The organism is Rhodococcus sp. 05-339-2, assembly GCF_002258965.1.
GTDB lineage: Bacteria > Actinomycetota > Actinomycetes > Mycobacteriales > Mycobacteriaceae > Rhodococcoides.
The window spans coordinates 76,193-101,539 of the sequence record NZ_NOYW01000002.1 but is presented as its reverse complement, the minus strand read 5'-3'; the positions used below and the strand labels follow the sequence as shown (position 1 = coordinate 101,539).

At 60.5% G+C, this 25,347-nt stretch carries 28 protein-coding genes; 17 read left to right on the top strand and 11 right to left on the bottom strand.

Annotation, left to right across the window (positions count from 1 at the left end; translation table 11 throughout):
* The first annotated feature begins 41 nt into the window (after positions 1-41).
* Positions 42-908 carry an AfsR/SARP family transcriptional regulator gene (locus CH273_RS00535; RefSeq protein WP_217901726.1) on the top strand — a complete coding sequence of 289 codons (867 nt, stop codon included), beginning with the start codon at positions 42-44 and terminating at the stop codon, positions 906-908.
* A gap of 42 nt (positions 909-950) precedes the next feature.
* Here CH273_RS00535 and CH273_RS28405 read toward each other — a convergent pair whose 3' ends face one another.
* Positions 951-1,118 carry an SbtR family transcriptional regulator gene (locus tag CH273_RS28405; protein ID WP_369679411.1) on the bottom strand — a complete coding sequence of 56 codons (168 nt, stop codon included), beginning with the start codon at positions 1,116-1,118 and terminating at the stop codon, positions 951-953.
* A gap of 10 nt (positions 1,119-1,128) precedes the next feature.
* Here CH273_RS28405 and CH273_RS00530 point away from each other — a divergent pair, with 10 nt between their 5' ends.
* Positions 1,129-2,085: a cytochrome P450 gene (locus CH273_RS00530; RefSeq protein ID WP_052049208.1), complete on the top strand. Its 957-nt coding sequence runs from the start codon at positions 1,129-1,131 to the stop codon at positions 2,083-2,085.
* 236 nt (positions 2,086-2,321) lie between these two features.
* On the opposite strand, the gene CH273_RS27290 is transcribed toward CH273_RS00530, so the two are convergent.
* Positions 2,322-3,047, bottom strand: coding sequence for a hypothetical protein (locus tag CH273_RS27290; RefSeq protein ID WP_143546154.1), 726 nt, complete (start codon positions 3,045-3,047; stop codon positions 2,322-2,324).
* Positions 3,048-3,646: 599 nt separating this feature from the next.
* On the opposite strand from CH273_RS27290, the gene CH273_RS00525 reads away from it, so the two are divergent.
* Together CH273_RS00525 and CH273_RS00520 are read left to right on the top strand one after the other, a co-directional pair.
* Positions 3,647-4,069, top strand: a complete 423-nt coding sequence (locus tag CH273_RS00525) for a hypothetical protein (RefSeq protein WP_032393638.1) — start codon at positions 3,647-3,649, stop codon at positions 4,067-4,069.
* A 606-nt stretch (positions 4,070-4,675) separates the two neighbouring features.
* Positions 4,676-5,521, top strand: coding sequence for an alpha/beta fold hydrolase (locus CH273_RS00520; RefSeq protein ID WP_052049207.1), 846 nt, complete (start codon positions 4,676-4,678; stop codon positions 5,519-5,521).
* Between the two features lie 83 nt (positions 5,522-5,604).
* On the opposite strand, the gene CH273_RS00515 is transcribed toward CH273_RS00520, so the two are convergent.
* The gene (locus CH273_RS00515) at positions 5,605-6,048 is read right to left on the bottom strand and encodes a MerR family transcriptional regulator (protein WP_052049206.1); all 444 of its coding nucleotides are present in this window, start codon (positions 6,046-6,048) and stop codon (positions 5,605-5,607) included.
* 91 nt (positions 6,049-6,139) lie between these two features.
* Between CH273_RS00515 and CH273_RS00510 the strand changes: the two genes are divergently transcribed.
* From CH273_RS00510 to CH273_RS00500, 3 genes are read left to right on the top strand one after another with little or no spacing between them, the layout of a single operon-like run.
* Positions 6,140-7,372, top strand: coding sequence for an MFS transporter (locus CH273_RS00510; protein ID WP_052049205.1), 1,233 nt, complete (start codon positions 6,140-6,142; stop codon positions 7,370-7,372).
* Positions 7,372-8,733 carry an NtaA/DmoA family FMN-dependent monooxygenase gene (locus CH273_RS00505; RefSeq protein ID WP_032393637.1) on the top strand — a complete coding sequence of 454 codons (1,362 nt, stop codon included), beginning with the start codon at positions 7,372-7,374 and terminating at the stop codon, positions 8,731-8,733. The genes CH273_RS00510 and CH273_RS00505 overlap by 1 nt, the downstream gene beginning before the upstream one ends.
* Complete coding sequence (locus CH273_RS00500) at positions 8,712-9,914, top strand: LLM class flavin-dependent oxidoreductase (RefSeq protein ID WP_032393636.1); 1,203 nt, start codon at positions 8,712-8,714, stop codon at positions 9,912-9,914. The genes CH273_RS00505 and CH273_RS00500 overlap by 22 nt, the downstream gene beginning before the upstream one ends.
* Here the strand turns inward: CH273_RS00500 and CH273_RS00495 are convergent.
* Positions 9,882-10,376: an aspartate racemase/maleate isomerase family protein gene (locus CH273_RS00495; protein WP_052049204.1), complete on the bottom strand. Its 495-nt coding sequence runs from the start codon at positions 10,374-10,376 to the stop codon at positions 9,882-9,884. The two genes, CH273_RS00500 and CH273_RS00495, sit on opposite strands and share 33 nt — an antisense overlap.
* Before the next feature lie 141 nt (positions 10,377-10,517).
* On the opposite strand from CH273_RS00495, the gene CH273_RS00490 reads away from it, so the two are divergent.
* Positions 10,518-10,931 carry an NAD-glutamate dehydrogenase gene (locus CH273_RS00490; RefSeq protein ID WP_052049203.1) on the top strand — a complete coding sequence of 138 codons (414 nt, stop codon included), beginning with the start codon at positions 10,518-10,520 and terminating at the stop codon, positions 10,929-10,931.
* Between the two features lie 82 nt (positions 10,932-11,013).
* Here the strand turns inward: CH273_RS00490 and CH273_RS27505 are convergent, their stop codons facing one another.
* Positions 11,014-11,172 carry a hypothetical protein gene (locus CH273_RS27505; RefSeq protein ID WP_155290779.1) on the bottom strand — a complete coding sequence of 53 codons (159 nt, stop codon included), beginning with the start codon at positions 11,170-11,172 and terminating at the stop codon, positions 11,014-11,016.
* Positions 11,173-11,727: 555 nt separating this feature from the next.
* On the opposite strand from CH273_RS27505, the gene CH273_RS00485 reads away from it, so the two are divergent.
* Complete coding sequence (locus tag CH273_RS00485) at positions 11,728-12,168, top strand: nitroreductase family deazaflavin-dependent oxidoreductase (protein ID WP_032393634.1); 441 nt, start codon at positions 11,728-11,730, stop codon at positions 12,166-12,168.
* The gene (locus CH273_RS00480) at positions 12,165-13,334 is read left to right on the top strand and encodes an iron-containing alcohol dehydrogenase family protein (protein ID WP_032393633.1); all 1,170 of its coding nucleotides are present in this window, start codon (positions 12,165-12,167) and stop codon (positions 13,332-13,334) included. The genes CH273_RS00485 and CH273_RS00480 overlap by 4 nt, the downstream gene beginning before the upstream one ends.
* Before the next feature lie 345 nt (positions 13,335-13,679).
* Here the strand turns inward: CH273_RS00480 and CH273_RS00475 are convergent, their stop codons facing one another.
* Together CH273_RS00475 and CH273_RS00470 are read right to left on the bottom strand one after the other, a co-directional pair.
* Positions 13,680-14,681 carry a MarR family transcriptional regulator gene (locus tag CH273_RS00475; RefSeq protein ID WP_179274793.1) on the bottom strand — a complete coding sequence of 334 codons (1,002 nt, stop codon included), beginning with the start codon at positions 14,679-14,681 and terminating at the stop codon, positions 13,680-13,682.
* Positions 14,682-14,741: 60 nt separating this feature from the next.
* Positions 14,742-15,632 (bottom strand): alpha/beta hydrolase, encoded by an 891-nt coding sequence (locus tag CH273_RS00470; RefSeq protein ID WP_306436875.1) that lies wholly within the window; start codon positions 15,630-15,632, stop codon positions 14,742-14,744.
* 186 nt (positions 15,633-15,818) lie between these two features.
* Between CH273_RS00470 and CH273_RS00465 the strand changes: the two genes are divergently transcribed.
* On the top strand, positions 15,819-17,012 hold the full coding sequence (locus CH273_RS00465) for an acyl-CoA dehydrogenase family protein (protein ID WP_082322339.1): 1,194 nt from the start codon (positions 15,819-15,821) through the stop codon (positions 17,010-17,012).
* Between the two features lie 116 nt (positions 17,013-17,128).
* Here CH273_RS00465 and CH273_RS28010 read toward each other — a convergent pair whose 3' ends face one another.
* Positions 17,129-17,251, bottom strand: coding sequence for a hypothetical protein (locus tag CH273_RS28010; protein WP_256986476.1), 123 nt, complete (start codon positions 17,249-17,251; stop codon positions 17,129-17,131).
* 111 nt (positions 17,252-17,362) lie between these two features.
* Here CH273_RS28010 and CH273_RS00460 point away from each other — a divergent pair, with 111 nt between their 5' ends.
* The 4 genes from CH273_RS00460 to CH273_RS00445 all read left to right on the top strand — a co-directional run bounded on the left by CH273_RS00460 (position 17,363) and on the right by CH273_RS00445 (position 21,394).
* Positions 17,363-18,085: an acyl-CoA dehydrogenase family protein gene (locus tag CH273_RS00460; protein ID WP_179275395.1), complete on the top strand. Its 723-nt coding sequence runs from the start codon at positions 17,363-17,365 to the stop codon at positions 18,083-18,085.
* Between the two features lie 8 nt (positions 18,086-18,093).
* Positions 18,094-18,525: a CoA transferase gene (locus CH273_RS00455; protein ID WP_032393629.1), complete on the top strand. Its 432-nt coding sequence runs from the start codon at positions 18,094-18,096 to the stop codon at positions 18,523-18,525.
* Between the two features lie 118 nt (positions 18,526-18,643).
* Complete coding sequence (locus CH273_RS00450) at positions 18,644-19,333, top strand: GntR family transcriptional regulator (RefSeq protein WP_254925543.1); 690 nt, start codon at positions 18,644-18,646, stop codon at positions 19,331-19,333.
* Positions 19,334-19,438: 105 nt separating this feature from the next.
* A complete protein-coding gene (locus tag CH273_RS00445; protein WP_052049201.1) occupies positions 19,439-21,394 on the top strand; it encodes a flavin-containing monooxygenase in 1,956 nt (651 codons plus the stop codon).
* Positions 21,395-21,476: 82 nt separating this feature from the next.
* On the opposite strand, the gene CH273_RS00440 is transcribed toward CH273_RS00445, so the two are convergent.
* From CH273_RS00440 to CH273_RS00430, 3 genes are read right to left on the bottom strand one after another with little or no spacing between them, the layout of a single operon-like run.
* Positions 21,477-21,902 carry a nuclear transport factor 2 family protein gene (locus CH273_RS00440; protein ID WP_254925542.1) on the bottom strand — a complete coding sequence of 142 codons (426 nt, stop codon included), beginning with the start codon at positions 21,900-21,902 and terminating at the stop codon, positions 21,477-21,479.
* Positions 21,899-23,080: a serine hydrolase domain-containing protein gene (locus tag CH273_RS00435; protein WP_032393627.1), complete on the bottom strand. Its 1,182-nt coding sequence runs from the start codon at positions 23,078-23,080 to the stop codon at positions 21,899-21,901. Before CH273_RS00435 ends, CH273_RS00440 begins: the two co-directional genes overlap by 4 nt.
* The gene (locus tag CH273_RS00430; RefSeq protein WP_032393626.1) at positions 23,077-23,970 is read right to left on the bottom strand and encodes an SDR family NAD(P)-dependent oxidoreductase; all 894 of its coding nucleotides are present in this window, start codon (positions 23,968-23,970) and stop codon (positions 23,077-23,079) included. The genes CH273_RS00435 and CH273_RS00430 overlap by 4 nt, the downstream gene beginning before the upstream one ends.
* Positions 23,971-24,095: 125 nt before the next feature.
* Between CH273_RS00430 and CH273_RS00425 the strand changes: the two genes are divergently transcribed.
* On the top strand, positions 24,096-24,854 hold the full coding sequence (locus tag CH273_RS00425) for an SDR family NAD(P)-dependent oxidoreductase (RefSeq protein WP_032393625.1): 759 nt from the start codon (positions 24,096-24,098) through the stop codon (positions 24,852-24,854).
* Positions 24,851-25,282 carry a VOC family protein gene (locus CH273_RS00420; RefSeq protein ID WP_052049199.1) on the top strand — a complete coding sequence of 144 codons (432 nt, stop codon included), beginning with the start codon at positions 24,851-24,853 and terminating at the stop codon, positions 25,280-25,282. Before CH273_RS00425 ends, CH273_RS00420 begins: the two co-directional genes overlap by 4 nt.
* The last annotated feature ends 65 nt before the right edge of the window (positions 25,283-25,347 follow it).

Below are 25,347 nucleotides of genomic sequence, written 5' to 3'. Positions count from 1 at the left end.
CTGAATTTCGTACGCACACCATACGTAGGCAATAAGCATGGATGTACGTATCTTCGCTGATGCGTTGCCGATCAACCCTGAATCACACTGATGGCCTCGAACAGCCGTTAGTGGAATCGGAGAACCAGATGCGCTTTATGATTCTCGGCCCGTTGCAGATCGACGCAGGCGACAACACGTTGACGATTTCTGCGCCCAAGATAGAAAAGTTGCTCTTGACGTTGCTCATTCGCGCCAATCGGGCCGTCCGAGTCGATGAACTGATTTCAGAGTTGTGGGGCCAGGCACCGCCACGACGCGCGAGGGCGGCTCTTCATGTCTATGTGTCGCAGATACGTAAGTTGCTTGCCGAGCACGACGTAGTTGGCAACGGCGGTACCGAGGTCGCCTTGTTGACACGAGGGACAAGTTACCTACTCCAGATCAACCCGGACCACATCGACGTAACTGCCGCACAACGACATTACGCGCAGGGTCAGGCGCTACTTGCCGATGACCCTGCGGGTGCATTCGCTGAATTCTCCCGAGCCGCCGACATGTTTCGCGGACCAGTGGCCGACGGCGTGACCGATGGTGGCATCGTCGGAGGGTTTGCGCATGGGGCCGACGAACTAAGGCTGGAATGCCTGGAGGCGATCGCGCACGGTTCGCTGCAGATCGGTCGACATCGCGAACTGGTCGGGCAACTGGCCCAATGGATCGAGGAGTACCCGCTGCACGAGTCGCTGCGGGAGCAGCTGATGATCGCCCTCTACCGGTCAGGAAGACGAGCCGAAGCATTGGCCGAGTTCCAAACGGCCCGCCGAGTGCTCCGCGAAGAACTGGGCCTCGAGCCCCGCGAGTCTATGCGACAGATTCAGGCTGCAATCCTGGACGGAGGTTCGCAACCTACTTCACGCGTGGCGTAGTCGTAGCTCTGGGCCTAGCTCGTGAGCGCTGCTGCAGCCCAACTACCTCCGGGTCAATCCCTCGAGGACCAGGCCGAGAATTCGGTCTGACTGTTCCCGGTCGGAGCGCTCGCGCAACCACGCAGCCGCACTGAGAAGATCGAATAGTTCGGTCGGTGTCAGGTCGGGTCGGATATCACCAGAGCGTTGGGCGGCAGCCAACGCCGACATCTTCAAGCCCTTGGCGCTGATTGGTTCCGACGCCCCGCGACACGATGTTCATCGCAAGTTGGTGGCACCCTACTTCAACCTCAAGCAGGCCAGGCTCAACCGACCCGCCGTCGAGCGAATGGCTCACGAGTTGATCGACAAGATGGAAAGTGACGGATCGCCTGCAAACCTCCTGAGCAAATACGCCCTGCCGATTCCATCGAAAGTGGTGTCGGACATTCTAGGTGTGCCATACCTAGATCACGACTTCTTCGAGACCACCTCCGCGGCATTGTTGCAGGCACCTGATGCAGAGCATGCCAAGCAGGCTGGACTCGAACTGATGAACTATTTGGAACGGCTCATTGCAATAGAGGTGTCCGAGCAAACAGGCAATGGCTTGATCGGAGACCTTGTCGCGGCAATCGACGGTGCCGATGTCACCCGCGACGACGCGATGCGAATCGCGTTGGCGTTGTTGCTGGGTGGTCACGACACCACTGCGCAGATGATCACGCTGGGCGTGATCACGCTGCTCGAACATCCGACGGAGCTGGCCCGTGTACAACAACATCCAGACGAAATGCCGGGCGTCGTCGACGAACTGCTTCGTATGGTCTCTGTGACCGATGTAGCCGGCGTTCGTGTAGCACCATCGGATATCAGCCTCGGCGACGTCATCATCAAGTCGGGGGAGGGCATGGTCTTCTCGTCATCGATGATCAACCGCGACGAATCAGTCTGGACATCGCCGTACGAGTTCGCGCCGCTCGGTGACCACGCAACATCCGCACGGCGCCACCTCACCTTCGGTTACGGGCCGCATCAATGTCTGGGCCAGAACTTCGCTCGTATGGAACTGGAGGTTGCTTACACGGTGCTGTTTTCTCGATTGCCGAACTTGCACTTGACAGTTGATCCCGAAGACATTCCTTACCGGCTTGGTGGAACGATGCAAGGCGTGCACGCTTTGCCGGTCGGCTGGTGACCTACACCGTTGAGGTGGGCTCACGGCCGGGTGGTGAGTGCAAAAGGATAGCCGGTAAATCCGTTCCTGACACCACTGCGGTCTGATCAGGTCAAGAGCGTCCTCATACCGAGTCTCCGCCTCGGATGCCTGATCGCGAAGGAACTCACAGCGGGGCGCTGATAACGGACCCCAATAGCGCTCAGGAGCGCTACACGACAACACTCGGCCCTACAGTCTTTAAGCTTCGATGCTTCCTAGCCAGGCCCAGGCGTAGGTGCGGTTGTCTCTGTGGCTGCAGAAATGTCACCGGTAACATTTGCGCCCTCTGGTTTTGCTACCTTCCAAGCTTGAACAGCAGCTTCCGAACCGAAATAGAACAAAATTATCCATCGAAATGACGTGATGAGTTCGGTCCGTACGTCGGCTGGTATTCGTGCAGTGAATTCGCTCGGAAACAACACGATACCCAGGAATACGAACGTTAGCGCTGCTGCCAGTCCTGCCCGTAAAGTTCCTGTAGCGGTCGAAAGTACGAAGAACGCAATGATTGCGGCGGTGCCAATTCCCAGGGCGAACCAGAGGTCGTATGTCGCCATAGCATTCCAGACAACATCAATTGCAGCATCCCTTGTTGGCGGAAATATTCGACTTCCACTGACCCACTGCACGTCATCGGGGTATGAGGGGCCGATCACCTCTGTACTCGTGCAGTACTGATATGCGACGTCCGGCGCGTTCTCGACAGCTCTCGGGTTGATGTCGCCGCAATAGCCGATGGTTCGTCCTTCGGAGGTTGTTGCGAACGCCTCTCTGATGTCTATACGTGACGCCAAGACCCCGAGAATCGATGTCAACCACCAGACACCGAGCAATGGAGCTATCCAGAGATTTCGCAGCTTCATCTGTTCGCTCGCCAGATGCGGCACCGATCCTTTCGCCACGACCGCGGGGCCACTCTTCGTCGAACCTTCGTCTGTCATGTCACCCTCCGGGTGCGACCTTTGTCGACGGCCAGGACGAAATCGAACTTATTCGATCTTCATACACCAAGCGTCCGCATTTGGGAAGCAGCAGCATGGCTAGCCCTTTGCGCTTTCAGCGGGGCTCTGCTGGTAACCCTGCATATCAAGAATGGTCGTATCGCTCCGCGCTCCGTGCAGGCGGGAGCAGCTGCTGTCAAAATTCCGTAATGACGATGTGGCTTGGCAGGGCGGACGGATGCTCGGCCATGGTCGGGCAGGACGATAAACGTGCCGCTGACCATTGACCGACACGTTGTTCAGACATCGTCATCCTATCGACAAGATGGTCCCTGCCCTCGGTCTACGTTGATCCCGCACTGGCGCAGTCATTGCCGATAGCCTCGAGAGTGAGCAGACCCCCTCTCCGGTGGGGCGCGTATTCCATATCTGTTTACGACGAGAGTATGAGTGGGAATGCGGTTCGATTACTCGTCCTTGACCGAAGGGTTTCGGAGTGAGCGACCGATCCCTCTACCAAGCCCCCCCCTCCGGGGCTGAACAAGACAGGTAGCGCGGTCGTATGGCTATCCAGCGTCGAGATCTACTCGTTCGGAGTGATGTTCTCGGTGTCCGCGTTGACCAGGCAGTCGGATCTAGGGCTGATTCTCGGTGCCGAAGAGCACGTGGACTCCGCGCTCTATGCGTCGATTCTGTTCGGAGTCGAGCTGGGAGACGGAACAAAGCTGGCGATCGATCGACGCGCCCCGCGAGGAGTCGTTCTGGAAGTCGGGAGCTCCAACGGCAACCTTGGGTCGCTGCACGGCACTATCTTTCTCGGCCCCGTTCCGCCTTCCGGGCCCGTCCGCATCGTGACTGCGATTCCCCGACTCGGCGTACCGGAAGCGACCGTCACCATCGACGGCAATCAAATTATCGAAACATCCGAACAGGTCGAACGCCTGTGGACCGCACCGCCGCCCTCTCAGGGCCTCGGTGGTGCGGGCCTGCGCGGTGGTAGCTGGTTCAGCCGCCTCGACTGACCGGAGAACGATGGTGAGCTAGTTGAGATTCGAGCGTTCCTCGATCGTTGACTGCCGGCACGGCTGGTCTCCGACGAAAGCGGACGCACCACTTTTTGACGCCTGTCGACACCACAAGTTCTAGAGTCCGTAGTCGTCACTGCGATCTTGCTGATCCTGAAACCGGTTGAGCCACAGCATATACAGCAGTTTACCGGTAACCCTGCATATCAGAATTGGTCGTATTGCCCGACGCCCGACGCCCGACGCCCGACGCCCGACGCCGGGCGTGCGCGGGCAGCCGCTGCCAAGGTTCCCAGAGGGGCCAGATCCATCGGGATTGCCCTCCTTGCGCCATTCTGTACGCATCATCGACGAATTACTCAGTACTGAACACGCACCCGACCAGGCACACGGGCGTCTACTGACGAGTGGTTGCCGTCGACGGCTTTCACTCGGTTAAAGACTGTTCATACGGCACGTCCGCGACGATCGATGACCGGTAGGTCGCTGCTGTGTCAGCGGTAAACAATCTGGTCACGCAGTAGTCGATATTGGTGATTGCCGTCACAACTCACGGTGGACGTCTTGACCCTGCCACTGGTGTGAAGGTTCTTGGATCGTGTCATGCTCTCGAACGACGAGCGCGTAGGGCGTATATCTTCGTACGCGCGTGTACGCGGTACAGGTACGCCGGTTCTGCTGCTGCACGGGTTCACGATCGATCACCGCATGATGTTGCCGCTGGACCGGCACTTCTCCGACCGAGAATCGGAACGCCATTACCTCGACCTGCCCGGGTCCGGTCGTTCACCCAGATTGAAGACGATGAGTTCCGGAGGAATCGTCGAGACTGTCTCGAAGTACATCGACACCTATTTCGGCGACCAAGATTTTGCCCTGGTCGGGGCGTCGTACGGCGGATTTCTCGCCCGGGCACTGCACGTTCGATATCGGTCGCGTGTGCTCGGGTCGTTCCTCATCGCGCCGGCGGTCAGATCTGCTGAACACAGGACTTTAAGCGCCGATGTCGCAGTGGTCGAGCGCGACAACTTCGAGCTCGATGTCGATGAGTCCGATCGCGTCTTCTTGGACTCGTTCAGGGCAATCAGCCCTCGTCACACCCGTGCGTCGTGGTCCGAGTATCACCACCATGTCGTGCCCGGCTATCGAGCGCATGACCGCGACGCCGCGCAGGAACTCCTGCTCCACTACAACGTGGAACCGGTCCCGGAGGAATCACTGACATCGCCTCTGGGCGGAATCAACGTAGTGATCACCGGCAAGCAGGATTCGGTGGTGGGGTGGCGCGATCAATTGGCGCTTGTCGATTACTACGATCGCCACACGTACGTGGCGCTCGACGGTGCCGGACACAATGTGCACTTAGATCAGCCGCTGCTGGTCGGGGCCCTGCTCGAGGCGTGGCTCTCGGAGCTGTCGTTGGCCCACTCGGCGGACGGTTGTCCCTGACTTCTGCGGTTGTGACACGGTTACCGTAGGTCGGCGCGGGTGCGATATGTCGAATGATCCAGACTTCGAATGGAATTCGACGGTCAGGATGCAATCGGGCTGGGTGCGGTGTTGTCGTCGTCGGTTCGAGTGGGGAGAGATTGCGGTGTTGCGGTCGATCCCTCGTTGGCGATGTCGATCACCTCGTCCAGGTACGACGCGATGGCGTCTCGGTTCTTCATCAAGTTCAGGGCGCGTTCTTCCATCCGATCGCGCTCGTGTGTGAGCAGAGCAATCATGTCCGGTGTCGCGTCGGCGAAGTGGATGACGCGGGGCTTGTCAAGGCAGGGGAGGATCTGCTTGATTATTCTGGTGGGTAGACCGGCATCGAGCAATCCTCGGATCTGCAGGACGCGATCGACGAATCGATCGTCGTAAGCGCGGTACCCGTTCGGTTCGCGGGTGGAGACGATGAGCTGTCGCTCTTCGTAGTATCGGAGCAGTCGTACCGATGTATTTGTCGCGGAAGCCAATTCGCCGATACGCATCGTGCCTCCTGGACTCATCGAGTGAATGTGATGTAGGCCATAACCTTCGCCCTTGACCCTCACATCTATGTCAGGGTTTAACCATACTTGCATGACCAGAAATTCAGAACCCGAATCTCGGACAGAACGGCTCCCATTGCTATCGCTTCTGGCGCTGGCAACCGCCGTCTTCGTCACCAGCCTGACCGAAACTCTGCCTGCGGGACTACTTCCCGCAATCAGCCAGAGCCTGTCCGTCAGCGAGTCCGCCGCGGGGCAGACGATCACAATCTATGCGATCGGGACTGCTCTGACCACCATTCCGCTCACGGTGATCACAGCAGGGTGGCGTCGTAAGCGACTTCTCCTGCTGTCCATCATCGGATTCTTGGTCGCGAACTCGGTGACTGCCGTGTCGTCGAACTACGAGTTGACGATGGTGGCACGATTCGTCGCAGGTATGGCCGCCGGAGTGGCTTGGGCGCTACTTGCCGGCTACGCCAGACAGCTTGTCCCCGAACACTTGCAGGGACGCGCGATCGCCGTAGCGATGGCCGGGATTCCTGTGGCCCTCGCCGCAGGTGTGCCCCTCGGAACATTCGTCGGCAAAGAGTTCGGGTGGCGCGTGGCCTTCTGGGCAATGACCGTGATCGCCGTGATTCTCGTGGCCTGGATCGCAGCCTTCGTCCCCGACTTCCCCGGACAGGAACGCGGAAACCGCGCATCGTTCAACCGCACCATCACCACCCCTGGCGTAGGCGCAGTTCTGTTCGTGACGCTCACGTTCGTCCTGGCGCACACCATCTTCTACGCCTACATCGCCTCGTTCCTCGACAGCGTAGGAGCAGGAGATCAGGTTGATGTAGCACTTCTCGTGTTCGGCATCGCATGCTTGATCAGCATCTGGGTCGTCGGTGCCAAGATCGACCGGACCCTGCGCCTGCTCGCCATCACCGCCACCGTCCTGTTTGCCATTGCGGTGACCGCTCTCGGACTGGCCGGCGATACCCCGATCGTGTTGTATGCCGCGTTGTTCCTCTGGGGTCTGGCATGGGGAGGGGCACCGACCCTTCTGCAAACCGCAGTCGGCGTAGCCGGCGGCACGGTGGCCGACGAAGCACAGGCCATGCTGGTCACATTGTGGAACGTTGCCATGGCCGTCGGAGGTGTCATCGGGGGACTGCTCCTCAGTGGTGTGGGGCCGAACTCCTTCGCATGGGCGGCACTCGTGCTCCTTGCACCGACGTTGCTGGTGATCGTGCTGGCCAAGCGCCACGGATTCGCCGCCGCGCCGAAACTCACCGATGCAGGCAACAAGCTGGACGTCGACGAAATCCACGCGTGATGAGCAGAAGTACGAGAGTTCATCTGGCCGCACATCTTCCGGGTGTCGACAGCACCGTGGTGTGGGCGGACCCGCGGTCCCGCAGCCAAACCGAATTCGAGACATTCGAGACCCTGGCCCGATCCGCGGAACGTGGCCTCTTCGACTTCCTGTTCCTGGCCGAAGGTCTTCGTCTCCGCGAATTCAACGGCAAGATCTACGAAAACGACGTGGTGGGGCGGCCGGACTCGCTGGTGTACCTCGCAGCGATCTCGGCCGTCACCTCTCGACTCGGACTGGCCGCAACCGTCAACACCACGTTCAACGAACCGTACGACCTCGCGCGCAAGCTCGCGACGCTCGATCACGTCAGCGGCGGCCGGGCAGCGTGGAACGTGGTCACCACCAACGACGCGTACACCGGTGCGAATTTCACCCGAGGAAGCTTCCTTCCCGACGATGAAAGATACGAACGGGCCCATGAGTTCCTCGCTCTCACACACGATCTGTGGCGCAGCTGGTCGTCGAGCCCGCTGGCACCGGACCCGAGCCGCGGGTGGTTCACCGACTCCAGTAGCGGCGCCTACGCCCACCGCGGGCGGCACTTCGATATTGCGGGCCGCTTCAATGTCCCCACTTCGCCTCAGACGTCGCCGGTGATCATTCAGGCCGGCGACTCCGAGGAAGGCCGCGAACTCGCGGCCGAAACTGCCGACATCGTGTTCAGCAAACACACCGCCCCGACACCCGGGCGCATCTTGTACCAGGACATCAAAAATCGCCTCGCCCGGTTCGACCGCACTCGCGAGAGCCTGTTGGTCTTCACTCGCGCGAGCGTGGTGCTCGGCGACAGCACAGACGATGCACAAGCCAGGTCCACCTCCCTGCGGCAGCAACAGATTTCGCCAGCGTCCGCTCTGGAGACATTGGGCGGAATCCTGGGCCTGGACCTGTCCGACCACGACCCTTTCGGGCCGCCGCCACCCCTCGACAGCAGCTACCGCCAGGTCGCGGCGCAAGGTCACACCGCGATCAAAACGAGCGGACGAGCCGATACCGTCCTGCGCCTCCACCGTCTACACGAGAGCGATCCCGGAAGCATCGTCGATCTCATGCGCCGCTTCGCCGGCCCGCACACGTTCGTCGGTACACCGCAGCAGGTTGCACACCAGATCGCCGAATACGTCCGCACCGAGGTTGCGGACGGCATCATCGTCGATCCCGCCATCGTTCCCGACTCGGTGGCCGACTTCGTCGACCGGGTAGTGCCCGAACTGCAAGATTTCGGTGTGTACCCCGACCGCTACCGCGGGGAGACATTGCGTGAGAGCCTCTTTCCCGACGATCAAGGACGCACCCCATGCATCTCGCAGTTGCCCTGACAGGAACCGGATGGCACCCGGCAAGTTGGCGGGACACTGCCGCCCGGCCCGACAGAATCATCGACATCGCCTACTGGACAGAAATCGTGCAGCTCGCCGAAGCAGGCGGCGTCGACTTCGTCACCCTCGAAGACGGTCTTGCACTTCAGAGCTCGACACTCGATCGCGCCGATGATCGCACCGACGAACTGCGAGGGCAGCTCGATGCAGTCCTCACCTTGGCGGCCCTGGCACCGCGAACGTCCGAGATCGGACTGATTCCCACCGTCAACGTCACGCATTCGGAACCGTTTCACGTCAGTTCGCAGATCGCCTCGCTGGACTGGGCCAGCCATGGCCGCGCCGGTCTGCGGCCCCAGATCACGTTCCGCGCTGACGATTCCCGCAATATCGGACGGAGGGCGACGCCCCAGCTCACCGACGACGACATCACCGACCCGGTCAAAATCAGCACCCGTCTCACCGATCTGTTCGACGATGCCGCGCACTACCTAGCGTCGGTGCGCGACCTGTGGGACAGCTGGGACGACGATGCCGTCGTTCGTGACGCGTCGACGTTCCGCTACATCGACCGAGATCGACTGCACCGCTTGACGCTGGAAGCGAACAGGTTCAGGCCACTCGGCCCGTCGATCACACCTCGCTCTCCGCAAGGCCAGCCGATTGTCGTTGCGCTGGGCCATGCCCCCATCCCGTACCGGCTCGCCGCCCGCGAGGCCGACATCGTCTTCATCACGCCTCACTCGGACGCAGCCGTCATCGACACCGTTCGAGAGGTCAGGGCAATCGAAACCCTCGACCGGCCGAGCCGATATCTACCCCTCGCGATCTACGTCGACATCACGGTTGTGCTCGCCGACGACAAAGCCTCGGCAGCCGAACGCCGCGCCGCGCTCGATGCCGACCATCCGGACACGTGGACCTCGGACAGCCGAATCTTCAGCGGCACAGCAGAAGAACTCGCCGATATCATCGCCGCCTGGCACGCCTTCGGGATCGACGGCTTCCGACTACGACCGGCGGTGCTTCCGACCGACCTGAGCCGCATCACGACAGCGTTGGTTCCGATACTGCAAGACCGAGGTCAACGGCCCACGGTGACACCGCCAGGCACCCTGCGCAGCCGTCTCGGGCTGGCCGTACCCGAGTCACGGTTTCGCGGATCCGTCACCGCTCGCTGACTGCGATCTCAACCACCACGTCGATGCCATGTTGGACGAGACCATCGGCACTCCGGTACCTCGAAGAGAATCAATCACGCGCAGGGTGCCCATCCCGGTACCGGTGAACAGCACTGGATCGGAACCGGTAGGAGCTGATGTCACCGCGTCCACGAGGTCGTCGTGAGTGACCACGTAGGGGTCGTAGTCGGCGGCTCGCCGCACCGAGATAACTGCGCTGACCGCGATGCCACTGGCCTGCCAGTACGCCCGCGACAGTTCGGTCAACCACGGTTCGTACGGACTTACCAACGTGATCGACGCACAGTTGTGGGCATGCAGATACAGCGTGGTGGCCAGCGCCGATGACGCAACGGGGTAACCGACGGATTCGGACAATTCCCTGCAGACAGCATGATCACCGTCCGCCGAATGGAGGTAATGGGATGCACTGCATGCGACGACAGCCGCGTCCAACGGCATCGCGCCGAACCTCGACAGCGCCTCAGGGGTGTCCCGGCCCCATTGAGCCAATACCTCACGAAGGGCACCCTCCCGGGCAGGGAGCCGTGAAGTGAAGAACTCCGACTCCGTGTCGGCGAGCAGCTATCGAGCACAGCGACCTTGTCCTCGGAGCCGGACGCATGGCTCGACATCAATGCCGACCTGCTGATCTTGGCGGCGCAGAAACACGCCCTGACCGCCGATAACGTCAACCGACTGCGTGCGCGATTCGTTGTCGAGGGCGCGAACCTCGCGTCGACCCCCGACAGTCGAGACGAAGCTGCACGAGCCGGAACACTCCTGATACCCGGCGTCATCGCCAACATCGGCGGCGCCGGATCCGCCGCCCTCGCTGTCACTCGAGTCGTTCCTTTCGACCTACCAGCGCAAGCACGTAAGCAATGGGTCTTCGATTGGATCGCCGACAAGGTCCGCACGAACACTCGCGACTTGCTCGAACTCGCCCAAGATTCGCCGACCACCGCCCTGGAAACCCTGCTCGCTCAACGACGTACGGAGAGAGACGGAACATGAGCCTGGCGACCGACCGCTGACCTTTGATCACTTGATTCCCGACTACCCGGCCGCACCTGTTGCATGGCCAGATGGTCGGGTATCAGGTCATCGACGCGGTCGACGGCACCAGTTGCCGGGCCGCGAGGAAGCCGCTCCATCGCGAGAGCTGCGCACCGAGACCCACCGACGTGTAACTCGTCGACGCAGGATTGGAAATCCACCCACGCTGCCACACCTCGCGCCGAGCACGTGAACTCATGACGGCGACCAGCCTTCTACTGCTACAGGGCTCGGTCTCGACGCACTGTCAACAATTCTTGACGATGCGGCAATCGCGCTTTTCTGAACCTGACGACATCAAGCCCTCCGAGAGGTGGTACTCCAGCGCCCTCCGACATCCATCATTCGGCCGCCGTATCCTGTTGACTGTATGCGCGCAGATCTACGCCGAGCCGCATCTCTATCAGATTGTATCCAATACTATAAGGTTCAGTCTTATAGTATTGGATACAGTCCTATAGTGTGGGTGCATGGAGTACGGACTGAATCCCTTCACACCCGGGTCTGGCACTCGACCACCCGAGCTCGTCGGGCGCACTGCCGAACTCGAGCGATTCGACTTGTTGATCGCGCGGACGAAACGGCGGCCGGTTCAGCGTAGACCTGGCCAGAGCCTGTACCCAGCAACAGGGAACCGAGCGCAAATAGCGCATCCTCATCAATGTTTTCGCCTCGATTCGTCGTAACAGAAATATTGAATCCAAAATTGGCTATCATTGTGGAGGCAAGTGCCTATCCGACGGAGGGAACACAAGTGGCATTGGACGGCATCTATGTACCCAGCACAAACGAGTGGGTCAGGAATCAGGTGGCAGAGTATGAGGCAAGCAACGGTGCAGAGGCGAACGAACTGTTCGGGAGGCCCGTCGTTATCCTCACCACGGTCGGTCGAAAATCAGGGAACTTACGTAAGACTCCACTGATGCGCATCGAGCATCTTGGGGCGTACGCGGTGGTGGCGTCACAGGGTGGCGCACCGACGAACCCCGCCTGGTACTGGAATGTCAAGGCCGATCCGCTTGTCGAATTGCGCGATCGGGATAATGTCGAACAGTACATTGCACGAGAGATGGCAGGCAACGAACGCGATCTGTGGTGGGACCGTGCGGTGACGGTATATCCGGAGTACAACGACTACCGCGCTGCGACAACACGGACGATACCGATACTTGTGTTGGAAAAGTGCTCGGAATGAACCAACTGAGAATGAAGCACCTTAGTCCGCCATTTCGCACGTACGTCGGTAGCAGCGCTCTCGCTTCGATCGACAATGAGCTAGGCCGTACGGGATGCCGTCGGGTGGTCGTCGTGTGCTCACCGTCTATGCGCAGTCACGCGGCGCTCGCGAAAGTCGAGGCAGCAATCGGCGCACGCATGGTCGGTCGATTCGACGGTGTACGGAAGCACAGTCCGACCGACGTGGTCGAAAGAGCATGTGCGGCACTGGCAGATGCGAAAGCAGACTCGGTCGTCGTAGTCGGTGGCGGATCTGCCATCGTGACAGCCCGGGCTGCAACTGTGCTGCTAGCCGAGGACCTCGGACTGCGTGAGTTGTGCACCAGCAAACGGCCTGACGGCACAATGGTCAGCCCGCGGTTGCGCGCACCGAAAATACCCCAGTGGGTGGTCCCGTCGACACCTACTACCGCCTTTGCCAAGGCGGGCAGCGCAATCCTGGATGTGAGCACAAACGAGCGGCTGACGCTGTTCGATCCCAAATCGCGTGCACAAGGAATCTTCGTAGATCCTGATGTCACGCTTACCGCTCCGGTTGCGTTGATCGATTCCTCTGTCTCCAACGCCCTATCGATGGCAATTGCCGGATTACTCTCCGGCGTCGATGATCCAATCGCATCATCTCAACTGGAGGGAGCAGTGCAAGCGATAGGCCATTGGTGGCCTCGGCTTCGATCCGACCCTGAAGATCCGGAGGCGCGGATGCGGTTGGTGTTGGCTGCGTTGTTGAGTGGGCAGGGGAGCGATCACACGCACGGCGGGATTGCCCAAGTGCTGGGCCACACTATTGGACCGCAATCGTCTGTGGCGAACGGGGAAATCGAGGCCATCGCACTTCCTGCAGCGATGCGATTCGCACCTTCCAACGCCGAATTTGGCTACCGCGCGATCGCCCGAGCTTTGGGTGCACCAACCGCCGGTGCCGGGAGCCAACGTCAGACTGCAACAGACGCTGTTCGGACGCTACTTGAGCCGGCAGGTCGGCGCAGGCTCAGAGACGTAGGAGTGGGCCAGAGCGATCTCTCCTCGATCGCCGACAGGCTCACCTATGACTGGTTCTTCACAAATTTGGCTCGAACCATCACACGCGACGAGGTCGACTCCCTCTTGATGGAAATTTGGTAGTTCTGCTCTCGACTTCGGACACGCCTCGAGCGCCAAGTATGTTCGCGGATGGCTGGCGCAAAAGTACAGCAACTGTGACCGCTCCTCAGGCACTCGGTTGCTGGCGATGAGAGTTTTTAGCTGAACTCTCGTTCGGCTGCGAAGTCCACTGTTGTGATTGGGACTCCCCGACACTCGTGGCCCTGAGTGATGACCGGTGACCGTTGTATCGACTATCCCCGTCGAGAGAAAAGCTGCCGAGTGTCCCAATGTCGATGACAGGTGCACCACTGATGCCGGAGACGGCGATTTGCGACGCGAGACAAGTGACGTGCGAGTGCAGCCGTGGCCGGGAGTCGACTCGCGTTATAGGTAGCGACTGGCTGCGGGATCAGCGATGGACAGCAATTGCTCTACATAGGCATTGGTCAATTCCGTGTATCGCTCCCTGTCCTCAGGAGTTAGGTCACTGAACAGCTCTTCAAGGTCGCGCAGACGCGATTGTGTGATGAGATTGGCAGTCTTCATTCCGTCAACTGTGAGGTGCAACCACATGCGGCGTCGGTCCGGTCCCGCTTCGCCGTAGATCAGACCCATTGTCCGAACTGTTCGTACAGCACGTGATACCACAGCCTGCGGGACATCGAGTCGGGTGGTGATATTGCCGACGGTGGTCGGTCCCATCTTCTCGACGTCCCGCAGTAGAAGGTACTCGAGTTCGTTCAGGTGTACCCCTGCTGATTCCAGGGCTGCATCGAAATGCGTCGAGCCGATAAGGCGTACGAGAGTGACTACGTTTTCCAGGCAGCGTTCTAAAGTGCTACGAGATTCGGGCTCAAGGTGGGGAATCTTTGCACCTGCGGAGGGTTCGCAGTCGTTCTCAGGGCGTATCCGGACGGTCGCGTACGGTGCGAGCCTTCGTCCAAACGTGTTCAGCAACTTTTCGAAGTCGTCAATATCGGCTTCCACCCACAGTTCGAGCGGCCGGCGCACCTGCTCGCGCCATGAGTCGCCCCATCGATTCATGGCATCGATTCCGCGGTCGGTAAGCGCGATCCGCACCTGTCGTCGATCGCCTGGAAACGATTCCCTGGTCTTGACCACTAGTCCGATCCGGACCATCGCCGCTATCTGCCTGCTTGCACGCGTCATGTCGACCTCAAGTGCGGCAGCGAGATCGCTGACCGTCGCTGGTCCCACGGTCAAGCTGTCGAGCAAGGCCAACGCCATACGACCGAGCGAGATGCGCGTCGCTGACTCGAATCTCCGGCGCGCCGCGTTCGAGTTGGCGGAGAAGGCAATGAGATCGACCAACTCGATCAATGCTTCGCCGAGAGTCGTGCTGCGTTGAGGTGGTCGATCCGTCACCATCAAGACGTTACCGATGCAAATACCCCTCGTACGCAATCCCCGACGTTGCGGACCAGGTCACAACCGACGGCCGGACGTTGCCATAGCAAAACGTGCTGCCGCAAGCGCGCATACGTCCGCCATGGCCGCGCGGGCGCGGGCGATGGTCGCAGTCTGCATGAAGAAACCGTGAGCAACCCCGGGGTATCGGATTATTGCCGTGGGTACCTGCGCATCCTGAAGTCGGCGTCCGTACTCTTCTACCCCGTCGCGGAGGGGGTCACCATGCGCGGAGACAACGATCGCGGGAGGCAGGCCCGTCAGGTCGCGGGCAATGGCAGGTGTCGCATACTCGTTGTCGGCGATGGGGTCGTCACCTAGGTATGTGTTTTTCATCCAATCGATGTCTTCCGCGAGCAGCAGTGGGCTATCGCCGAATTCCCGCATCGACGGCCGGTCGCGTCGCCTTTCCAGACCCGGATATATGAGCACTTGCTGTATGAGCTGCGGGCCTGACTCATTGCGCGCCCGCAACGCCGTTGCGGCGGCGAGTCCTCCGCCCGCACTGTCGCCACCTACACCGACGGCCAGCGGTGAAACTCCCCACTGGTCAGCGTTCCGAACCATCCATTGCGTGGCAGCGTAAGCCTCATCGTTGGCAATCGGGAAGCGATACTCCGGCGCCAATCGGTAGCCGACATTGACGACCACAGAACCGGTGCCATCCGCCAGTTCACGGGCAAGGCTGTCGAAGGAGTCGAGTGACCCCATCATCATTCCTCCTCCGTGAAACCACACAAGTGCAGATGCAGCACCGGATGAAGCGGAATGCGGCCTGTACACCCGCACCGGAATCGAACCGTGCGGGCCGTTGATGTCGACCGCGGTGACGGAACGCATGTCCGGGCCGGGCGGGCGAGCTATCGATTCCATCATCGACCGTGCCGCCTCGACGCCCATTCGATGCATGGGTGGCACGTTGTGGTTGCGCATGGCGTCGAGCAAGGCCTGGACGTCTGAGTCGTATGTGTACGACGCCGAGTTGCTTGATTGCGGTTGCACGTCCGTTGGACCTCCACTACTCGGATACAGCCCCTTCGGAGTGCACCCAAACTGTATGATGAAATAGTATCCAATTTTGAATCGGATGATTCGATGCTAGCAGGACTTCGGAAAGGGGACCCTGTGTCTACAACTATCGTTGACAGTCCGAAACCAAGTGCGCGTGAGAACGACTCCCTTCGTACGCTCCGCAGCGAGGTACGAGGATTCTTGCGGTCCGAGATTGCGGCGGGTGGGTTCATTCCGACCTGCGACAGCTGGATGTCAGGATTCGAGCCCGAGTTCAGCGCCAAGCTCGGAGACCGCGGATGGCTGGGCATCACGATTCCTGTTTCATACGGCGGCCACGGTGGAGGTCAGCTTGAGCGCGTTACGATCGCCGAGGAGCTGCTTGCCAACGGTGCTCCGGTCGCGGCTCATTGGATAGCCGATCGGCAGATGGCCCCGAGCCTGCTCAATTTCGGAACACCCGAACAAAAGGAAATGTACCTCCCGGGCATAGCGCTCGGGCGAACATTTTTCGCGATCGGGATGAGCGAACCGGAGGCAGGATCCGATTTGGCCGCCGTGCGTACACGCGCGATCAAGGACGGAAACGGCTGGCGTTTGACCGGAACGAAACTGTGGACTACCGGTGCCCACCTCGCACACGCCATGGTGGTGCTGGCCCGGACCGACGGCGACGTACACGATCGGCAGAAGGGTCTGTCTCAGTTCGTCGTGGATCTGCCGCACCCGAATGTCGAAATTCGACCAATACACAGCATCGACGGCCAGGCCCATTTCAACGAAGTTGTTTTTCACGATGCAGCACTCTCATCTTCGGCGCTGCTGGGCGAACGGGGCGCGGGATGGAGTCAGGTCATGAGCGAGCTCGCGTACGAGCGCTCCGGCCCGGAACGGTACCTGTCCACCATGCCTCTGCTGAGGGCATGGGGCGAGATACTTCGCATAAACGGTTCCACCGCCGAACAACGACAGACTTTGGGAACGCTGACCGCAAGGGCGTGGACCCTGCGTCAGATGTCGCACCAGGTTGCACACGAACTTGCCGCCGGGCGCAGGCCGGACAGCCTCGCGGCCATGGTCAAAGACCTCGGATCCACTTTCGAGGGGGACCTGGTCGAAGGGGTGCGCCGCTCGAGCCGCACCGAACCCAGGATCGGTGCCGACCCTTTTGCGGAGCTGCTGGCACAGAGCGTCCTGCATATGCCCGCCTTCACCCTACGGGGCGGTACGAACGAGATCTTGCGGTCCATCATCGGCCGCGGAATGGGATTGCGATGAACAGCCACAGAAGCGACATCCGTCTCGCTGTAGAACAAATTGTTGCAGCGTCTGACCCATCCGCGGGTGCTCCGATCACATCGTGGGACTCCCAAGCCTGGTCGAATCTTCGGGAGTCAGGATTCGCGGACCTCGGAGTGCCAGAAGATCAGGGTGGGGCGGGTGGTGAAGTAGCCGACGTCGTCGACGTGGTGTCGACGGTTGTACGGCGGGGAGTGTGCACACCCTTGATCGAACACATGCTCGCAGGCTGGCTAGCCAGTGAAACCGGAGCCGAGAGGCTCGCGGGTACGGGAACCATTGCGCTCGGTACGTCCCTCGCCGTCGAGCGATCCGACGGCGAGGTCCGCTTGTCGGGCAGACTCGATGCCGTCCCCTGGGCCTCCGCAGCCGACTGGCTGACTATTATTTTGCCGCCAACCTCCAGTTCGCTGGTCGAGGTGGCGACGGTGAACCTTCGCGACGATGCGGTTGACGTCCAAGACGGATCGGACATCGTAGGTGCCCCCCTCTGTGATGTCGTGCTGGCCAATGCCCTCTCACAGAACGTCGGCCACAACGAGACCTCGATCGACCACGTCCGCCAGCGCGGCGCACTTCTGTACGCGGCGGCGATGACGGCCGCCGCACGAGCGGTCGTCGATGCAACGGTCCTGCATACCTCCGACCGCAGCCAGTTCGGGCGACCGCTATCTAAATTTCAAGCCGTTCAGCAACGCATCGCCCAGCTCGCGATGACGGCGGTGGCAATGGAACGTGCGGTGGAGGCGGCGACCGACGCGGTTGCCGCCGGTCTTCCCGACGCTGAAGTGTCCGTTGCCTCAGCAAAAGTGATCGTGTCGGGGGCGGTCGCCGCTATTGCAGCGGGCGGTCACCAGCTTCACGGTGCCATCGGATTCACCAGCGAACATTCACTCGGCAGACACACGGGGTCCATGCAGAGCTGGCGAAACAGGTGGGGCAGCGACGACGAATGGGCCCGAACGTTGGCGTCGATCGTGCTCGACGATGACGTTGATGTCTGGGACGTCGTGTCTGACGGTACCGGTCACGTCTCAAGCGTGCCCCGTTGACGACGTCGATGGTTGCCACGTCTGAAGGCTCCGATGACGGGACCGACGACCGAATTTGGATCCACGGCTGCGCTGCATGGCCGAAGACCCATTCGGGTGGTGCGTTGTTCCGGACCCGAGTCCTCGACCTGAGCAGAGTTCTGGCCGGTCCGTGCACCTCTCAGATGCTTTCGGACCACGGTGCCGACGTTCTGGAGGTCGAAGGACCCGACTTGGAGAGACCCAGGGGTGGGCCACGGTTCAATGTCCACGGTGTCAGTGCATTGTGCCGCGAGCTTGTCGAGACCGAAACTGCCGCAGACTTTGGCACCTATCGAGTTCAGCCGCTCGGCGATACGAACCCGTCGCACCAGGTCCTCATATACAGAAACTCGTTGTCGGCAATGGGCTTCTCCGTCACGGACAACGCTCGGATGAACAAATCCAGCGGTATCGACTGATCCCGTGCGACGCTGAGAGATGACAATAGTGTATCCATTGTTGAAGAAAGTTGTCGTTAGACGCAGTGACCACTCGACGAGTATCAGGAGGTGTCCGATGCCAAGGAAGTCGACAGCGGTGACTGACACCAAGCAACCCGCACCCACAACAGCCTCCGATCGAGCTGCATCGCGTGTCGTGGACGAGATACAGCGCATGATTATCAGTGGCGAGCTGCTACCAGGTCAGCAGGTGCGGCAGGAATTGATGGCCGAACGACTCGGAGTAAGCCGACTACCGGTCCGCGAGGGCCTTCGCCAACTCACCGCCGACGGATTGGTCCGGCACGAGCACAACGTCGGATATGCCGTATCACGGCTCGAACAGTTCGAGTTCGACCAGATCTATCTCATGCGCGCGGCACTGGAGAATGAAGTCCTCAAAGTTCTCCCACCGCTCGACGACAAGGCTCTCGCCGAAGTGCGCGAACGTGCGGACGAGGTGGCCGCAGCATCGAAGCGGGTGGATATACTGTCCATGCGACTGTCCAACCAAGCTTTCCATTTCGCTATGTTCGACCGATCACCGATGAAGCTGGTTGTCCACGAACTGCGACGGCTGTGGACTCTGGCCATGCCGTACCACGCAGTACACCTGTACGACCCCGAAGCTCGTGTCCGAATTCTTGCGGAGCACGAGGCGATGATCGACGCCCTATGTGAGCACGACAACGAGCAACTGGTGACACTGATGGTCGAGCATCGCAAAGGAGGGGAGTCCGGCACCAGCGTGATGCTTCGCGCTGGCGGCGTCCACCTCGCAACCTGACCTGGAGCGACGTCGGCGAAAGCGGTATCCAGCGGACGCTACCTCGGCTATCCTCGGTTTGGATCCAATTATGCAGCCACTTTAGAATATGAATGCGGAGACCCCATGACAGATTCCTTCGACGTGCCGATCACCAGACGGTTCGAGCGCGAGCCCATTCAACTCGATCGCGGGCAGCTGCTGGCGAACCTCGGCGAAGCGGACCCGGCGATCATGGTGCTGTGCGCCGTTCACGCCACCGGTGACTCCAGCCTGTTGGATCGATTCGGCGGGGCAATTCACCGGTCCATTCCGTCGGGCCCTGCCGCCACACTGCCCGTGGTGACAATGGACGACCACCTTCGATCAGAGCTGAAGGAGGTGCTGGCCGATGCCTTGTGCACGAAGCCGGTGACTCCACACCTCGTGGTGGACGACCAACAGGCGTTTTTGGCCATGGCGTCTCTCGCCGTGGGTGAACCCGTCGCAGGGGAATTCGCCTCACTTCTGTTGGAGCAGAGCGGTTTTGTCCCCACTCAGCCAGTCGTGCCTCGTACCCGGCGGCCGTCTCCCGCCCACCGGATTGCCGTATTGGGTGCTGGAATGGCTGGTATCGCAGCCGGCGTCTACGCCGATCAGAACGGTTTCGATTACGAGATCTTCGAGCGCAGCAACGACATCGGCGGCACATGGCGGACCAATACCTACCCTGGTGTCGCCGTGGACACCCCTAGCCTGTACTACTCGTATTCATTCGATCTGAACGCGCAATGGAGCCGGTATTTCCCGATCGGAACCGAATACCAGGAGTACCTACGGCGCGTTGTCGACGCATTCGATATCAAGTCGCACATTCGATTCGAAACTGAAGTCACGGGCCTGCAGTGGATCGAGGTGGATCAGGAATGGGAGGTTACCAGCACCGACTCTGGAGGTACGCAAATCAAGTCCAGATTCTCCGCCGTGATCACGGCATTCGGGTATCTCAATCGTCCGAAATTTGCGGACGTTCCCGGCCGAGAATCGTTCGGCGGTACCACCGTTCATACGGCCGACTGGCCCGAGGATCTCGATGTCACGGGCAAGCGAGTCGCGGTGATCGGAGCCGGAGCGACGTCCGTCCAGGTCGTCGGAGCTATCGGCGGCCAGGTCCAGGAAATGAGTTTCTTTCAGCGACAACCACATTGGGTAATGCCGAAGAATGCAGGTTCGCCGGACGTACCAGAAGGGGAGCGCTGGTTGCTCGCTCACTTACCCTTCTACAATCAGTGGTTCCGCCTCAAGACGTACTGGGGTGCCAGTGACAACATGTACGACGTAGTCCGCGCGGAGCCGGAGTGGATGAAGGATCACCTGTCCATCTCCCCAGCAAACGACGCGGTCATGCAGTACTGCCTGAACCACATTGCGAAATCATTTGCTGATCGACCCGATCTCGTGAAAGCAATGACGCCGGACTATGCACCGGCGGGCAAGCGTTTGGTACGAGATCCCGGCAACTTCTATTCGACATTGAAGAAGCCGAATGTCGAAGTGGTGACCGAGCGCATTGAGCGCATCGTCCCGGAGGGTATCGTCACCGCCGATGGGCGCACGCACGAGCTCGACGTGATCGTTCACGCTACCGGTTTCACGCTCGACTATTTGGCACCTATCGATATCGTCGGGCGCGAGGGACGGACGTTGAACGAAGTGTGGAAGGGCGATGACCCGTTTGCCTACCTGGGCGGTACGGTCCCCGGGTTCCCGAATCTGTTCGTCACCTCCGGTCCCAACACCAGTCCCGGCCACGGAGGCGGACACAACTTCACAGTGGAGGCGGTGCTGCACTACATTTTCGAGTGCTTGCAGTTGATGGTGGAGAACGATGCTTCGGCTATCGAGGTGACCACCGAAGCCACCGAAGCCTACAACCAGCGCGTTACCGATCAGCTGGAAAATTCGGTATGGACGACCCAGACCGGCGCGAACACGTACTACCGCAACAAGGCAGGTCGGGTTACGTTGCCGAGCCCGTGGAGGATGGTGGACTTCTGGACCATGCTGCGGGCACCCGACGCCGCTTCGTTCACCGTGAGGTGATGTGAACGCACACGCTGCGCCGAAAGTGGGAAGGGGTCCCCTGGGGCTCCTTCCCACTTTCGGGTTCCCTACCTAGGGATCATCAGTACTCGACCGCACGGTGCGCAATGCGCCACACACCGTCCACGCGCCGATATCGATCGCGGTACCGACCGGCGGAGAGCACGATGGGGAATGCCTCGTCTGCTGCTGAACGGATCAGCATCCACTCGCTCTGCCCACTCGCCGTCTCGTTCGATTCGACGGTGACGAGGCAATTGGTGACGATGTGACGAGTGCCGGCTGCGGGCCCGGCAAACCCGGCGTCGCGTGCACCCTGCAGGTAACGAGCAATCGCGGATGTGCCCTGGTGGAGTTCTCCCCCCATGTCGAACACTGCGTCGTCGACGAACAACGCGACTACCTCGTCCACGCTGGCGGCATCATCTGCCGCGGCAGCGAATTCCATCATTAGCTTTGTCAATGCGTGCTCGTCGCAAACAGTGCCGCAATCATGCGAAGTGATCACGATGTGACTCCAGCCCGTTCGGCCGCAACTTCGCGTACAGCCTCTGCGATCGGTGTGAAGGGATGAAGCTCGGTGGGTAGCGCCTGGTCATGCATTGCGTTGTGGTTGATCGACACAGCCAGGCCGGTGTCTAGCTCGGCCCATCCGAGCGCGCCGCCCGCCCCAGGATGGTGCACAACGTTCGGGTTGTCACCCAGCACCGGATACCCCGCCGGTTGAGGGCCACCGAGCCAAAACCCGTGTGCGCTGACCTGAGCCGGCTTGCCCATGTACAGGTCCGTGTCTTCGACGTGGTCGCGGGTCTCCGTGAACGCCCGGACACGGTCCTCCGACAACAAACGAACTCCGTCCAACTCGCCGAGGCCGGCGAGGAGGGCGAAGAATCTTGCTATTCCTTCAGCCGTGGCGATGACACCGGCACCGGGGTTGACAGTGCGGCGCGACAGTTCGGTGTTGTATACCCTCGAGCCCGGAAAGACCGCTTCGGGCATTCCGAGAAGATACTGCTCTCCGACCCCTTCTGGTACGTCGCCACCGTTCAGTACGGCGACTCGGTCGTCGAGTGCCGCTGGCACTCCGAGATGGACACCATCGATCCGCATTGGCGTGAAGATTTCTTGTTGCAGAAACTGCGCGAAATCGCGCCCGCCGCCATCAGTCCGCAGGACGATTTCCGCAACGACCCAGCCCCACACCAATGCGTGGTAGCAATTGGTGGTGCCGGGCTCGAAAGCGGGCTTTGCATTTTCGATCCGATCGATCATCCATGACCAATCGGCTTGTTTGGCCGGGGTGACACCGTCGGGCATCCAAGGAATACCGCCGCGGTGACTGAGAAGCTGACGGACGGTCATCGTCTCTTTGCCCTGTTTTCCGAACTCCGGCCAGTACTGAGCGACGGGCGCATTGTAGTCGATCAGGCCCTTCTCCGCTTGCAAATGCAGAGCGACGGAGGTGATGGCCTTGGTGACGGAGAAAACGGGGAAGAGAGTGTCGATCGTTGTCGCTGTTCCGGCGGCGGCGTTGCCGGCGGCGGCGTTGACAATTAGCTCACCGTTGAGGTAGGCCGCGACTTGTATCCCTGTTTCCCCGCGTCGACGAGATTCCTCCAGGGCCGCGGTGATCCTCGGGTCGGTTGCTGGAACAGCGTTGCTTCTCTGGTCGTATTCGGTGCTCATGCGGAAATCTCGACTCCCATCAGTGTCAGTTGCTCTCGTGGGTCTTGCGGATTCGTGAGTTCAGTGAGGTGGTGACCTCGGGCAGCTGCCATGGCGGAACACACTGCGTCGTCTGAGAAGATCCAGAAGTCACCACGTGCGATCGCCTCCACCATGTGCTCGGCGGCGGCGACGGCATCCAAACCGGCAGCAACATTTGCCGATTGCATGACATCGAAGACCGCGTTGGCGACTGCATTCGATGTAGGTGCTTGTGTGCGTGCGGCGTTGAAGATGGAACTCTTGATCGAATAGGGAAGTACCGCGGAGACCTGGATCGGTGCCTCGACCAAAGCGATCTCCTGATGCAGACATTCGGTGAGCGAGAGGACGGCGTGTTTGCTCACGGTGTACGGAGCCTGTACGGGGGTGACGGAGAATGCGGCCACTGAGGACAGGTTCGCAATCACGGAGGGCTTTCCTGCTGCGATCATTCTCGGCACGAATGCGCGGATGCCGTGAAAGACGCCATCGACGTTGACCGACATGACTTTTCGCCACCGCACGGGATCGACCTCCCAGAGCAGGCCGGCGTTCTCGAGACCTGCGTTGTTGATCAGAAGTTCCACGCTGCCGAATCGGCTGTAGATTTCCGCAGCGAGAGCGTCGACGCCGGCTGCATCGGTGACGTCGACCGTGTGCGCCGTTGCGGAGCCTCCTGCGCCTACGATGTCGTCGGCGACGCGTTCGGCGGCCGCGGTATCGATATCGGCGACGACGACGTGCATTCCGAGGGTCGCCAGGTGACGGGCCAGCCCTTCGCCGATTCCGGCTCCAGCACCGGTGATGACGGCAGTGCCTGAGGCAAAGCGCGTTCGCGCAGCCGCTGTGACTGTAGTTGTGGGTTCCATGCATTGAGTCTAACTATTGGATCCAGGAAATTATGCAAAATGTTGACAACACGGTCATCGTTCAAGTCCACTGACGGGGAAACGGGATCCGCTCGGTGATCCCAAACGAGAGCAGGAGGAGTCAAGTGTTCGACTTACAAGGTCATATCGCACTGGTCACGGGTGCAGGACAGAGCGTGGGAGCGGGAATAGCCACAGTCCTCGCGCGTCAAGGCGCGTCGGTGATCGTCAACGACCTACACCCCGACAGGGCCGAGAGGGTTGCAGCAGCTATCGCTGCGGAAGGGCACACCGCCGTTGCGTCGGCGTGGGACGTCACCGACTACCAGTCGACCGTCGATCACGTCCGGTCCGCCGAAGCCGAACTGGGCGGGCACGTCGACATCCTCGTCAACAACGCGGGTGTTGCCGAAGGCAAATGGAACCTCCCGTTTCGCGAACTCACCCCTGAATTGTGGCGGTTGCCAATCGATCTCAACATCTACGGATCGTTGAACTGCACGAAAGCAGTCATCGACGGTATGTGCGACAACGGGTGGGGTCGCGTGGTTCAGATTTCGTCAGGTTCGGCCAGAACCGGACAGAACATCAACGTTTCGATGTACGCGACGGGCAAGAGCGGGATCGAGGGGTTCGTCCGTCATCTGGCGGCAGAATGCGGCCAGTACGGTGTCACCGCGAACGTGCTCGCGCTCGGCCAGCAGAGCAACTTGGCCGATGTCATGCCTGCCGACATGATCGAGCGGATAGTCGCCACCATTCCCATCGGTCGTCTGGGCGATGCGGAGGAAGTTGGTGCGGCATGCGTCTATCTCGCATCTCATGAATCCGGTGGTTTGACTGGGCAGACCATCGATTTCAACGGCGGGACCCACACCCGATGAGCGCGTCGCCCGACGACAGCCGGTCACCCGCACTTCGGGCACCTGAAATCGCATTGACGGCACTTCGAGTGTTCGATCTCGCCAGGTCCGTGGCGTTCTATGTCGACGGGTGTGGACTGTTCCGCGTGCACGATATTTCCACGGACACGTTCGATGCCATCATCGTCGGTCAGCGCAATGGTGCAGGCGGCGGCGTCGAACTGATTCGTGAACGTGATCCCGCCGCCGCGATCGAACCTGGCTCCGGATTCGCGAAACTCGTGATGTCGGTCGACGATGTGGAGGGCACGACCACAGCATCCGTCGAATGCGGCGGCACAGTGGTGATGGCTCCCCGTGCCCTCGAACACCTCGGCGGTTTGGTGCTATCGACGGTCCGAGATCCCGACGGGTACATCGTCGAATTCGTACAGCGAGCTTCGTCCTAGCGTAGATCGACTCGAATGAGCGTAAACGTTTGCAGCACAACATGATCAGGTCGCGCCGCCCATCT